The organism is Glycomyces sambucus (assembly GCF_900102815.1).
In the GTDB taxonomy this organism is placed as follows: domain Bacteria; phylum Actinomycetota; class Actinomycetes; order Mycobacteriales; family Micromonosporaceae; genus Glycomyces; species Glycomyces sambucus.
The window spans coordinates 782,793-795,835 of record NZ_FNGF01000002.1; the positions used below are offsets into that span (position 1 = coordinate 782,793).

Consider the following 13,043-nt stretch of genomic DNA (forward strand, 5'->3'; position numbering starts at 1 on the left):
GCGCTGTCTTAGAGCGCCTTGGTCTAGGGCGCCTTGGTCAGGCGCAGGACGCGGGCGGTGGGGGCCGGGACGTCGGTGGCGATGCGCAGGACCCCGTCGGCGGCGTTCCAGGCGCGGCTCCACTCGCCCGTTCCGGGCGTGCCGGGGGCCGGGAAGACCTGGTCGCACGTGAGCTGGTGCCCGCGCAGGGCCGGGAGCGGGAGTTCGAGCGCGGCCGGGGCGCCCGGGAGGCGCCACACGGTGACGACCGCGGTGTCGGCGGTGTGGAGCGCGAACGCCTGCCAGGGGCCGCGGTGGTCGAGGCCGAGGGGCCAGGACGGGACCGCGGCGGCGGTGTGCGGCAGGAGCTCGCGGTGCGCGGCGACGGCGGTGGCGACGAGCGCCAGCTGCTCCTCGTCCATGCGGGCGAGGTGCCCGCTGAGGTACAGCCGCCCGGTGAGGCCCGCGACGAGGGTGAACGCGGACTCCTCGGCGCTCATCTCGGGCTGCGCGTAGCCCCAGTGCCCGGCCTGCTCGGGGAGGATCGAGGCGGGGGTGGCGGCGGCGATGGCGGGGTACAGCAGCGGGTCCTGCTGGTCTGATGTGGACTGGAGGTGGAGGCGGGAGAGGGTCGCGTAGTCAGCCCGCATGCCGCCGGAGGCGCAGTTCTCGATCAACAGGCCCGGGTGGCGGGCGAGGACGGCGTCGAGCCAGTCCAAGTAGGCGCGGCAGTGCTCCAGCAGGCCCGCCCCGGGGGCGAGGCCGCCGGTGTCGGTGCCCGGTCCGGGCATGATGTTGTAGTCGAGCTTGAAGAAGCCGACCCCCATGCCCGCAAGGCGGTCCACGACGGCGTCGAGGTGCGCGCGGGCGGCCGGGTGGCGCAGGTCGAGCTGGTAGCGGCCGTGCTCGACCACGCGGTGGCCGCCGCGCTGGAAGAACGCGTCGGCCGGCAGCGTGTCGGCGAGCGGGGAGTGGACGCCGACGACCTCGGGTTCGAGCCAGATCCCGGGGACGAGGCCGAGGTCCCTGATGCGGTCGAGGACGGCGCCGAGACCGTCGGGGAAGCGCGAGGCGCTGGGCTCCCAGGCGCCCACGGCGTCCCACCAGCCGCCGGCATCGTCGTCGTACCAGCCCGCGTCGATGCAGTAGTAATCCGCACCGGCTTTGGCGGCGGCCTCGGCGAGCGGGAGCACCTTCGCGGCGGTCGGGTCGCCCATGAGGGTGTTCATGTAGTCGTTGTAGACGACCGGGAGCGGGCCGTCGAGTCCGGCGGTGCCGCTCGCGGCGGTGAGGGAGCGGCGGTGGGCGGTGAGCGCGGCGAGGGCGGCGCCCACCGGGTCGTCGGCGTGGTGCGCGAGGGTGACGGCGACGGGCACTGAGGTGAACGTCGCGCCGGGGGCGAGCGTGGTGCTCCACTGGTGCTCGGCGTCGGTGGGGCCCAGGAGCGCGAGCGAGGCGCCGGTGCGGTCCTCGCCGACCTCCCAGTGCCAGGCGCCGTTGTGCTCGATCTGGAAGGCCAGCGCGGTGCCGCGTCCGGTGATGAGGCCGGTCGGCAGGCGCTCGCCGGTGGACCAGGAGCTGCGGGTGGTGACGGCCATGCGGGCGCGGTTCATGTGGTGGTGCACGGCGGGGTCCATGGCGGGCAGGCCGACCTCGCGGAGCGGGGCGCGGTGCCAGCGGGACTCGGCGACCCAGTCGTTGTCGCCCCACAGGACGTCGAGGTCGTCCACCGCGGTCGCCTCGTTCACGAAGGTGCCCAGGACGAGGGAGGTGACGGCCTGGACGGTGACCGGGCGGTCCCCGGCGCGCAGGACCGTCCAGGTCCGGACCGCGCCGTCGGAGGGGGCGAAGACGCTGGTGGCGTGGAGGCCGGTGACGGGGTCGGCCTGGTGGAGGCGGAGGGCGCCGTCGGCGAGGTCGTGGCCGGTGTAGCGCAGGCGCGCGCCGACGGTGGTGCAGGAGTAGCGGTGGCTGCCGGGGAAGCGGCCGTGGCCGAGGACCTGGACCTCGACGAGGGGCGGGGTGGCGGCGGTCGGGCCGGGAGCCCCTGCGGGCGTGAGCGAGCGGAGGCTGACCGGTGCGTCGGCCGCCGTGGCGAACTCGAGGTCGAAGTCCTTCGTGGACCATCGCATGGCGTGTCTCCTCGCGGCGCCGCCCGGCCTCGCGGCCGGGCGGCGGATCGGTGTTCTAAAGCAGGTCGTTCGCGCAGCGCAGGGCGGCGGCGAACGCGTCGGGCGCGGCCCCGGCGGGGGTCTCGACGCGGATGACGGCGGTCTCGCCCGCGCGGAGGGTGACCATGCCGCGGTCGGCGCGGGCGCGGGGGTCGACGGTGTCGGCGTGGCAGAACACGTCGCGGGCGAGCGAGGCCGCGGTGATCCGGAGCGCCACGGCCCCGTCCTCTTCGACGGCTTCGACGCGGAGCGGGTCGGGGTCGAGCCGCTGGTGCAGGACCTCGGTGCCGTAGTGGTGGGCCGGGGCGAAGGCGCCGTCGGCGGCGACGGCGACCACGGCCTCGGCGGCCGGGTCACTGAACGCGGCGACCTCGGCGGGGACGGGGACCGTGGCGGCGCCGCGGGCGGGGACCGACGCGGTGACCTCGGCCTTGGCGAGCACGTTCCCGTCGAAGGTCTCGCGGACCACCGTGAAGGCCCCCTCGTAGTCCTCGCCGGTGTCGTTGACGAGGACGAGCGCCAGCGCGTCGCGTTCGGGCGGGAGTCCTTCCCACGCCTCGGCGAGGGCCTTGGCGGAGGGCCGGGGTTGGAGGGTGGCCAGGCGCGGGGCGTACATGTCGCGCAGGGCGTGCCACAGGGGCTTGCGCTGCTCGGCGAAGTCGACCGCAGCCCAGGAGACCACGGGCCAGTTGTCGTTGAGCTGCCACAGGATCGTGCCGGTGTTGTGGGGCGTGAGGGAGCGGAAGTGCTCGACGCCGAAGCGGATGGCGTGGGCCTGGTTGAGCTGGGTGGTCCAGTGCCAGTCCTCGATGGACTGGGGGTCGGGGAGGTGGCCCTGCCAGCCGCGCTGGAGCTTGGCGTTGCCGAGGTGGGCCTTCTGGTGCACGAGCATCTGGTGGCCGAAGGGGTCCAGGGGCTCGTCGTGGACGACCGCGGCGAGGGTCGACCACGCGGGCGGGGCCTGGAAGCCGAACTCGGAGACGAAGCGGGGCCGGTAGTCGGCGTAGACCGAGTAGTCGGCGCGGTTCCACACGTCCCACACGTGCATGGTGCCGTAGCGCTCGTCGTTGGGGTGGCGGTAGTCGCCGAAGGAGTGGGGGCTCGCGGGCGAGTAGGGCCGGGTGGGGTCGAGTTCGGCGAGGACGCCGGGCAGGACCTCGGTGTAGTAGGCGTCGCCCCAGCCGCGGCCGCCGAGGCGGTGGGCCCAGGCCCAGTCGACCGAGCCCCAGGTGTTCTCGTTGTTGCCGTTCCACAGGATCAGGGACGGGTGGGGGCTGAGGCGGGTGACCTGCTCGCGGGCCTCGGCCTCGATCTCGGAGCGGAGCGGGTCGTCCTCGCTGTAGGCGGCGCAGGCGAAGAGGAAGTCCTGCCACATGAGCAGGCCGTGCTCGTCGGCGAGGTCGTAGAGGTCGTCGGACTCGTAGATGCCGCCGCCCCACACGCGCAGGAGGTTGACGTTGGCCTCCAGGGCGTCGGCGACGCGGCGGGCGTACCGGTCGCGGTCGACCTCGGTGAGGAAGGCGTGGTCGGGGATCCAGTTGGCGCCGCGCACGAGGACGCGCTCGCCGTTGACGCGGAGGTCGAAGGGGGCGCCGGCGGCGTCGGGCTCGGTGTCGAGCGCGACGGTGCGGAAGCCGACGCGGCCGCGCCAGGCGCCTTGGCCGGCTTCGACGATGACGTCGTAGAGGGGCTGGTCGCCGTGGCCGGCGGGCCACCAGCGGCGCACGTGCGGGACGTCGATCACGACGGTGGCCGAGTCCGATCCGGCGGGGACCGTGGCGGCGGTCTCCAGGGGGCGCCCGTCGGGGTCGACGAGGACGACGAGGATCTCGACGTCGCCGTCGGCGCCGGCGCGCTCGATGTCGACGTGGGCGGTGAGGACGCCGTCGTGGCCGCCGTCCCCGCGCTCGGCGACGTCGACCAGGGGGCGGACGGCGGCGACGCGGGCGCCGGTCCAGGAGTCGAGGCCGATGGGCTTCCAGATCCCGGCGCCGGCCACGTCGATGCCCCAGTCCCAGCCGAAGGAGCAGGCCATCTTGCGGAGCTGGTTGTACTCGTGGTGGTTGGTGCTCGGCAGGGCGCCGTCGCGCTCGGCGCGGGCGAGGGTCTCGGGCACGGGGGCGGCGAAGACCACGGCGAGGGTGTTCTCCCCGTCGCGCAGCAGCCCGCGCACGTCCCAGCGGTAGGAGCGGAACATGTTCTCGGTGCGGGCGACCTCGGTCCCGTTGAGCAGCACGGTGGCGACGGTGTCGAGGCCGTGCGCGACCAGGTCGTGGCGGTCCGATCCGTCGTCGGTCCACGTGAACGCGGTGGTGAAGCGCCACGAGGTGTCGCCGATCCACTGCTGGGCGGCCTCGTTGTCGCCGTCGAAGGGGTCGGCGACGAGTCCGGCGCGGCGCAGGTCCAGGTGCGCCTCGCCCGGCACGGCCGCCGGGACGCCCGCGGCCAGCGCCGCGGCGTCGACGGGCGCGTCCGCGGGGAGCGCGGCGGCGGTCAGGGTCCAGCCCTCGTGGAGCGGACGGAACGTCGCGGGGAGGTAGGTCATGTGGGTCCTTCACATCGGTTGTGGGTGTGCGGTCTCGCGGGAGCGCCGGTCCCGCGAGTCGTCAGTCGCGGACGGCGGCCCGCGCCTCCGCGGCGGGGACGCCGGCCTCGCGCCATTCGCCCGCGAAGTGGTCGTAGCAGGCGCCGTTGTCGATCGCGTCGCGGTCGACGGGCGCGTCGGCGGTGACGCGGCCGAGCCGTTCGGGGTCGGGCGCGGCGGCGGCGAGGAGCTTCGTGTACTCGTGGTGCGGGTCGAGGATGACGGCGTCGGCGGGGCCGCGCTCGACGACGCGGCCGCGGTAGAGGACGGTGATCTCGTCGGAGAAGTGGCGCGCGGTGGCGAGGTCGTGGGTGATGTAGAGGACGGCGAGGTCGTCCTCGCGCTGGAGGCGGCCCAGGAGGTTGAGCACGCCGAGGCGGATGGAGACGTCGAGCATGGACACGGGCTCGTCGGCGATGAGGACCCGGGCGCCGGGGGCGAGCGCGCGGGCGATGGCGACCCGCTGGCGCTGCCCGCCCGAGAGCTCGTGGGGGCGCCGGGGCGCGATGGTCGCGGCGGGCGTGAGGTTGACGCGTTCGAGCATCTCCAGGACCCGCTGCCGAGTCTCCTCCCCCGCGGCCGTGCGGTCGTGGATGCGCAGCGGGCGGGCGATGTGGTGCTCGATGGAGTGGAACGGGTTGAGCGAGGCGAAGGGGTCCTGGAAGACCATCTGGACCTCGCGGCGGTACGCGGCCCTGTCCACTTCGGTGCCGTCGTCGCGGACGACCTTCACGCCGCCGGAGGTGGGGGTCTCCATGCGGGTGAGGATCTTCGCGATCGTGGACTTGCCCGAGCCCGACTCGCCGACGAGCGCGACGGTGCGCCCGGGGGTGAGCTCCAGGCTGACGTGGTCGACCGCGCGCAGCCGGGTGCGCTTGAGGCCGCCCCGGATCGTGTAGTCCTTCACCAGGTCGGTGACGTGCACGCTGGTCATGCTCGCTCCTCGGTCGGGGCGCCGGCGGTCTGGTCGACGCCGGTGCGGATGAACGCGCCGCGCTCCCCCGACAGGCTCGGGAAGGAGCCCAGGAGCTTCCGCGTGTACGGGTGCTTGGCGTCGCGGTAGAGCCCCGCGGCGGTGTCGAGTTCGACGATCTCGCCGTCGAGCATGACGGCGATGCGGTCGCTGATCTCCAGCAGGAGCGGGAGGTCGTGGGTGATGAAGACGACGGCGAAGTCGAGTTCGTCGCGCAGGCGCACGATCTCGCGGAGGATGTCGCGCTGGACGACCACGTCGAGGGCGGTGGTCGGCTCGTCCATGATCATGATCTGCGGTTCCAGGAGCATGGCCATGGCGATCATGACGCGCTGGCGCATGCCGCCGGACAGCTCGTGGGGGTAGGAGCCGAGGCGCCGGGGGTCGACCCCGACGCGGCGCAGCACCTCCTCGGAGCGGCCCTGGACCTCTTTGCGGGACATGCGGGGCCGGTGCGCGAGGAGGGTGTCGCGGAGCTGGGCGCGGACGGTGCCGACCGGGTTGAGGGCGTTCATGGCGCCCTGGAAGACCATGGAGAGCTTGTCCCAGCGGAAGGCCCGCAGTTCGCGGTCGTCGAGGGCGAGGAGGTCGACGTCCTCGCCGGAGCGGTCGTGGAAGGTGATGCGGCCCGAGGCGATGCGCGCGGGCGGGCGGTGGAGGCGGTTGACGGCGTACGCGAGGGTGGTCTTGCCGCAGCCGGACTCGCCGGCGAGGCCGAGGATCTCGCCGCGGTGGAGGGTGAGGCCGGCGTTGCGCACCGCGGTCACCGGTTCGTCCACTTCGTACACGACGGTGAGGTCTTCGACGGTGAGCACCGGCGGCGCGGGGGTGGCGGTCATCGGTCGGTCTCCTTCACGGCGGCGGTGCGGCGCGAGGCGCGGGCGAGCTCGCGTTCGAGGCGCAGCGCCCGGCGGGCGCGCCTGCGGTGCTGGCGCAGGTTCTTGAGCTTGGGGTTGATGACCTCGTCGATGGAGAAGTTGACGAGGGACAGGCCGGTGCCGAACAGGGCGATCATCAGGCCCGGGGGCACGAACCACCACCAGGCGCCCAGCGAGAGTGCGAACCCGTTCTGGGCGTAGAAGAGCATGGTGCCGAGGGTGGCGGAGTTGGAGGCGCCCAGGCCGATGTAGGAGAGCCCGGCCTCGCCGAGGATCGCGGCGATGACGGCGAACACGAACTGCGAGGCGATGACCGGCAGCAGGTTCGGCAGGATCTCGACCACGATGACGCGCCAGGGCCGTTCGCCGGAGACCTGTGAGGCGGCCACGTAGTCGCGCTGGCGCACCGAGAGGGTCTGGGCGTGGAGGACGCGCGCCGAGGCGGCCCAGCCGGTGACGGCCAGGACCACGGCGATCGTCCACAGCCCGCGGCTCTCGCGGGGCACGAACCCGGAGATGACGATGACCAGCGGCAGGCCCGGGATCACCAGGAAGACGTTGGTGAACAGGGAGAACGCGTCGTCGAGGAACTTGCCGCGGTAGGCGCCGTAGATGCCGAAGAACGCCGAGAGCACGGTGGCGAGGACGCCCACGAGCAGGCCGATCTGGAGCGAGCCGCGGGTGGCGAACGCGAGCTGGGCGAGGACGTCCTGCCCGGTCTGGGTGGTGCCCAGCCAGAACTCGGCCGACGGCGGGGTCAGGCCCTGGTCGCGGATCTGCCGCGGGTCGCCCACGAGCAGCGGCGCGATGAGTCCGAAGAGGACGATCCCGCCGACGAGGGCGAGGCCGATCGCCAGCCACGGGGTCATGGTGGGCAGGAGGGAGCGCCAGCCGGAGCGGGCGGGGGCCGCGGGGGCGGCGGGGTCGGCGTCGGCGACGGGAGTGGTGTTGGCGGGCTTGAGGTTCGTCATGGTCGCCGCTCCTTACGCCCGCGCCCGGGTGCGGGGGTCGATCAGGCCGTAGAGGAGGTCGACCAGGAGGTTCGCGCCCAGTACGGCGAGGGTGATGAAGAGGAAGACGCCCTGCATCAGGGCGTAGTCGTTGTTGGTGACCGCGCCGAGCAGGCGCCCGCCGATGCCGGGGTAGGAGAACACCTGCTCGGTGATGACCGAGCCGGAGACCACGAAGCCGAGCGAGATCGCGAAGCCGGCCACCGAGGGGAGCACGGCGTTGCGGGAGGCGTAGGAGCGCAGGATCTTCCGCGGCGACAGGCCCTTGGCCTCGGCGGTGAGGATGTAGTCCTCCGAGAGGGTGGAGACCATCATGTTCCGCATGCCCAGGAGCCAGCCGCCGATCGAGGCGAGCACGATCGTCAGCGCCGGCAGGAACCCGTACTGGATCGCCGAGGCGATGAACTCGCCGTTCCAGCCCGGGGTGAGCACCACGTCGTAGCCGCCCTGAAGCGGGAACCAGCCCAGGACGCGGGCGAGGAGGTACACCAGGATGAGCGCGAGCCAGAAGTAGGGGACGGCCGCCAGGAGCGTGGTGGAGGGGATGAGCGAGTCGAGCCACGTCCCGGGCCTCCAGCCCACGATCGCGCCGAGCAGCACGCCCAGCACCGCCGCGATGATCGTGGCGACCCCGACCAGCACCACCGTCCACGGCAGCGACGTCAGGATGACGTCGGAGACCTTGGCCGGGTAGTAGCTGACCGAGACTCCGAGGTCGCCGCGGGCGAGGTTCTTCAGGTAGTCCCAGTACTGGACCCACAAGGGATCCGAGGTGTCGCCCCCGAGGAGGAGCGCGTACGCCTTGCGGGTCTCCGGGGTGACCGCCTCGCCGCGCTGCTGGAGCTTGGCCAGCAGGATGTCGACGGGGTTGCCCGGCAGCAGGCGCGGGATGGCGAAGTTCAGCGTCAGCGCGGCCCACAGGGCCACCGCGTAGAAGCTCAATTTGCGCAGGAAATAGTTCACGTGTCTCGACTCCTCCTCGGGGGCGGGCGCCCGCTAGCCCCGCGGTTCGAGGTGCTTGAAGATCTCGGCGCAGTCCCAGGCGGACCAGACCGCCGGGAAGGCGTACAGGTCCTCGTCGGAGGGCCAGCCGGTGAACTCAGCGGTGTTCCACACGCTGGTGGTGCCGCCGGTCATGATCGGCACGTACGGCATGTCCTCCCAGACCGCGGCCTGGATGGTGTCGAAGTACGGCTGGCGGGCGGCCACGTCGTCGAGCGGCAGCGAGGAGAGCGAGGCCAGGGCCGCGTCCACGTCGGGGTCGCTGAAGCGCGCGTAGTTGTTGCCCGCGGACTCCCCCACCTGCGCGGTGGCGGTGGACACGAAGAAGTAGTTGTACAGGTAGTACGGGTCGGCCGTGGGGCCCTGCCACAGCGAGTCGATGGCGAGCTCGAACTCGCCCTTGAGGCGCTTGTCGGTCCACTCGTTCCAGGACGACTGGGCGGCGGTGATCTCGATGCCCGCCTCCTTGGCCTGCGAGGCGATGGTGTCGACGGCGGTGATGTAGTCGGTCCAGCCGGTGACGACCTCGACGGTGAGGGCCAGGCGCTCGCCGTCCTTCTCGTAGATGCCGTCCGAGCCCTTGGCCCAGCCGGCCGCTTCGAGGGTCTGCACGGCGGTGTCGGTCTGCGCGGTCGGGGACGCGACCGGCTCCTCGATCGCGGGCGAGACGAACTGGTCCTGGCTCGGGGTCAGGGTGAAGACCGGCGAGACGTCGTTGGCGGTGTCCATGAAGGCCAGCGAGTTGAGCTGGTCGCGGTCCATCGCGTAGTAGAGGGCCTTGCGCACGGCCGGGTCGGTCTGCGGGCCCTCGCAGCCGAGGTCGGGGTTGGAGCAGGTGCCGAGGACCATCTGGTTCTGCCACTGCGTGTACGCGTCGTAGTCCGGGAAGTTCTCGTGCGTGTTCTGGATGTCCGGGATGGGCCCGGTCTGCCAGTCGATGGTCCCGGCCGCGATCGCGTCGGCGCCGGCCTGGTTGCCCGACAGCGACAGGTAGCGGATCTCCTTGACCTTCGGCTCGCCGCCCCAGTAGTCGGGGTTGGACTCCAGCGTGTACGCCTGGGGCTTGAACTCCTTGAGCGTGAACGCGCCGGTGCCGACGGGCTTCTCGACGACGTCGGCGGTCGGGTCGATGTCCTTCCACAGGTGCTCGGGCACGATCGGGGTGCTGAGCAGGTCGGGGGCCTTGGTGAACATCGGCGTCGCGAAGGTGAGGGTCACGTGCGTGTCGTCGACGGCCGCGGCGGTGCCGTCGTAGCCGCCGCCGTTGATCGCGGGGGTGGCCTTGAGCAGGTCGAAGGTGAAGACCACGTCGTCGGCGGTGAACGCCTCGCCGTCGGTCCACTGCACGTCGTCGCGGAGGGTCACCGACAGGACGGTGCCGTCCTCGTTCCAGGACTCCTCGGTGCCCAGCAGCGGCTCGGGGTCGCGGACCTCGGCCTTGTTGTAGAAGAAGAGGGATTCGAAGATCGTCCCCATGCCGCCGATCTTGGTGGGCGAGAAGGGGTTGAAGTTGACCTGGTAGTCGCCGGCCTGGCCGGTGTAGACCACGAGGGTGTCGCCGGAGGAGGAGCTGCCGGAGCCCCCCGAGCAAGCGGTGAGCGCGAGGCCGAGCACGGCCGCGCCCGCGAGGGCGGCCGCGGCGCGGCGCCGCGAGGCGTTCTTGGGTGACATCGTCGTCCTTTCGAGTCCGGGGCGCCGTCGCCCGCGGAACTGGAGGGGGTACGCCCGCTTGAGCGTCCGGCCAATTATTAACCTGTTAAATTTAAGGTGTCAAGAATAAGATCCGATGAACTTCCAGAGGAGGCCCGCACGATGCACCGACCGGGCGGAGCCCGCGCCGGCGCGGCCCGACGCGTCCTCGACCTGCTGCGGGCCGAGGGCGTCATCAGCCGCGTCGAGCTCGCCGAGCGCACCGGGCTGACGGCCGCGACCATCACCAACACCGTGCGGCCGCTCGTCGCCGACGGGCTCGTCGGCGAGGTCGGGCGCGACCCGCAGCCCGGGCGCGGCCAGCCGCGCCGGCTCCTCCGGCTCGTCGCCGGCGCCTGGCACGCCGTGGGCATCCAGGTCGACCGGACCAGCGCCACGATCGTGGTGCTCGACTTCGCGGGCGCCCGCGTCGCCACCGCGAACCTCCCGGGCACCGGGGGCCGGGGCCCCGACGCGACCGTGGCGGCCCTGGCCGACCATGTCGACTCGCTGCTCGACCGCGCCGGGGTCGCGCGATCCCGCGTCCTCGGCGTCGGCCTGGTGACCCACGGGCCCCAGGACCTCGAACGCGGCGTGCTCCTCACCGCCCAGCCCGGTCCCGAATGGCTCGAGTACCCGCTCACCGGGACGCTCGCCGAACGCCTCGGACTGCCGGTGCTGCTGGAGAACGACGCGAACGCCGCGGCCCTCGGCGAGATGTGGGCCGGGGCCCCGCGCACCGACACGTTCGGGCTCATCTACATGGCCTCGGGGATCGGCGGCGGCGTCATCGTCGACGGCGAGGTGTACCGGGGCCGGGCCTCGAACGCCGTCGAGATCGGGCACGTGGCCCTCGCGGGCGGCAGCAGGCCGTGCGTGTGCGGCGGCGCCGGGTGCGCGCAGGCCGAGGCCGCGCCGCACACCGTGGTCGCCCGCGCGCTCGGCGACCGGGTCCTGGCCGAGCGGTTCGCGGTGACCGGGGCGCGGGACGGCACGCTCGCGGACTTCGACCGGATCGCGCGGGCCTGGCGCGCGGGCGACGCGGACGCCGCCGCGATGCTCGAACGCTCCGCGCACTGGATCGGCCAGGCGGCCGTGACGCTGGTGAACCTCTTCGACCTCGACACCGTCGTGCTCGCCGGGCCCGCGTTCGCCGTGGCCGGGACCCTGTACCGCGACCACGTGGCCGCCGCGCTGGAGCGACGGGCGCTCGGCCGCGCCCTCAGCGGCCCGCGGGTCCACGTGTCCTCCAACGCCGGGTCCGCCGCCGCGCACGGTGGTGCGCTGCACGTCCTGCGCACCATGCCCGTCGGGGCCCCGCCGCGCCTCCCCGCCGCGGAGCCGGCGCGAGGGGGCGCGCCCTGACCTCGGCGGACCCGGGGTGCCAACCGTCGATTTCGCCCGGTCGCCGGCCGGGCGCCTCCAGTAAGGTGAGGTCTGCCCGTTCACCCCGAGTAAGGAGTCCGCATTGCGCTCGTTCGGCGCCGACACGCGCCTGCCAACGCTGGCGGTCGTGCTCGACATCATCCGCGAACGGGGCGCCGTCAGCCGCGTGGAGCTGGCCGACGTCACCGGCCTGACCCCGGCCACGATGACGCACGCGGTCCGCAAGCTCACCGAGCTCGGGCTCGTCCACGAGGTCGGCACCGTGCCGTCGAACCGCGGGACCCCCAGGCGGCTCATGGGGATCAAGGCCGACGCCTGCTACATGGTCGGCGTCCAGCTCGACCAGTTCGCGGCCGTCGGCGTCGTGGTCGACCTGGCCGGGCGGATCGTGGTCCGCCGCGACATGCCCCCCGCGGGCCAGCGGCCCCTGGCCGAGGTCGTCGCCGACATCGCCGCGGCCGTGCACGGGATGCTGGAGGACGCCGACGTGCCGAGCGGCAAGGTCCTCGGGATCGGCCTGGCCACGTACGGCCCGCAGGACCGCGAGGCCGGCGTCGTCATCACCCCGCACCCGACTCCGGAGTGGACCGGGTACCCGCTCGCCGAGACCCTGTCCGAGGCGACCGGCCTGCCGGTGGCCCTGGAGAACGACGCCACCGCGGCCGGGCTCGGCGTCCAGACCGCGGGCGGCTCGGGGTCGAGCTTCGCGGTGGTGTTCATGTCCGGCGGCATCGGCGGCGGCGTCATCCTCGACGGCCACCCGTACCGGGGCGTGACCTCGAACGGCGTCGAGCTGGGCCACATCTCGGTCGACGCGCTCGGCGCCGACTGCCCGTGCGGCAACCGCGGCTGCCTCGACCCCGTCGCGGGCCCGCGGCCCGTCGTCGAACGGGCCCTTGAGAACCCGGTGCTCGCCGCCCGGCTCGGCCTCGGCACGGACACGCTCACCGACTTCAACCGCATCGGCCGCGCCGCCCGCGGGGGCGACGCCGCGGCCGCCGCGCTCATCGCCGACTCCGCGCAGCGGCTCGCCGTCGCCACGGTCACGCTCGTGAACATGTTCGACGTGGGCCGGGTGGTCCTCGCCGGGCAGGCGTTCGCCGAGTCGGGGCAGGCGTACCGGGACGTGCTGGAGGAGTGGCTGAACCGCTCGGTCTTCATGCGGCACGTGCACACCGTGGAGGTCGACCTCGCCGACGACGTCGCCCTCGCGGCGGCCCTCGGCGGCGCGGCCGTGGTGCTGCGCAACCTCCTCGAATCCCCGAACCCCGAACTGCGCGGCGCGGCGGAGGCCACGGCCTAGGGCAGGTCTGTGTCACTCCGGGGTGTCGGCGGCGGGCGCTCGGGCGATGATGTCACCGGCCGCACCGC

The 13,043-nt window shown here is 73.2% G+C and carries 9 protein-coding genes; 2 read left to right on the forward strand and 7 right to left on the reverse strand.

Annotated elements, in window-relative coordinates:
• Positions 1-23: 23 nt before the first annotated feature.
• The 7 genes from BLS99_RS08785 to BLS99_RS08815 form a co-directional block, all read right to left on the reverse strand.
• Positions 24-2,111, reverse strand: a complete 2,088-nt coding sequence (locus tag BLS99_RS08785) for a glycoside hydrolase family 36 protein (protein ID WP_091047019.1) — start codon at positions 2,109-2,111, stop codon at positions 24-26.
• Between the two features lie 55 nt (positions 2,112-2,166).
• A complete protein-coding gene (locus BLS99_RS08790; protein WP_091047023.1) occupies positions 2,167-4,695 on the reverse strand; it encodes a glycoside hydrolase family 2 protein in 2,529 nt (842 codons plus the stop codon).
• 61 nt (positions 4,696-4,756) lie between these two features.
• Positions 4,757-5,668 (reverse strand): ABC transporter ATP-binding protein, encoded by a 912-nt coding sequence (locus BLS99_RS08795; protein WP_091047025.1) that lies wholly within the window; start codon positions 5,666-5,668, stop codon positions 4,757-4,759.
• The gene (locus BLS99_RS08800; protein WP_091047029.1) at positions 5,665-6,546 is read right to left on the reverse strand and encodes an ABC transporter ATP-binding protein; all 882 of its coding nucleotides are present in this window, start codon (positions 6,544-6,546) and stop codon (positions 5,665-5,667) included. Before BLS99_RS08800 ends, BLS99_RS08795 begins: the two co-directional genes overlap by 4 nt.
• Complete coding sequence (locus tag BLS99_RS08805) at positions 6,543-7,556, reverse strand: ABC transporter permease (protein WP_091047032.1); 1,014 nt, start codon at positions 7,554-7,556, stop codon at positions 6,543-6,545. The genes BLS99_RS08800 and BLS99_RS08805 overlap by 4 nt, the downstream gene beginning before the upstream one ends.
• A 12-nt stretch (positions 7,557-7,568) precedes the next feature.
• Positions 7,569-8,558 (reverse strand): ABC transporter permease, encoded by a 990-nt coding sequence (locus BLS99_RS08810; RefSeq protein WP_091047035.1) that lies wholly within the window; start codon positions 8,556-8,558, stop codon positions 7,569-7,571.
• A gap of 33 nt (positions 8,559-8,591) precedes the next feature.
• Positions 8,592-10,268 carry an ABC transporter substrate-binding protein gene (locus tag BLS99_RS08815; protein WP_091047038.1) on the reverse strand — a complete coding sequence of 559 codons (1,677 nt, stop codon included), beginning with the start codon at positions 10,266-10,268 and terminating at the stop codon, positions 8,592-8,594.
• Between the two features lie 141 nt (positions 10,269-10,409).
• Here BLS99_RS08815 and BLS99_RS08820 point away from each other — a divergent pair, with 141 nt between their 5' ends.
• Both BLS99_RS08820 and BLS99_RS08825 read left to right on the forward strand, forming a co-directional pair.
• Entirely contained in the window at positions 10,410-11,651 is a 1,242-nt protein-coding gene (locus BLS99_RS08820; protein WP_091047041.1) for an ROK family transcriptional regulator, read from the forward strand.
• Positions 11,652-11,754: 103 nt separating this feature from the next.
• Entirely contained in the window at positions 11,755-12,975 is a 1,221-nt protein-coding gene (locus tag BLS99_RS08825; protein WP_091047045.1) for an ROK family transcriptional regulator, read from the forward strand.
• The last annotated feature ends 68 nt before the right edge of the window (positions 12,976-13,043 follow it).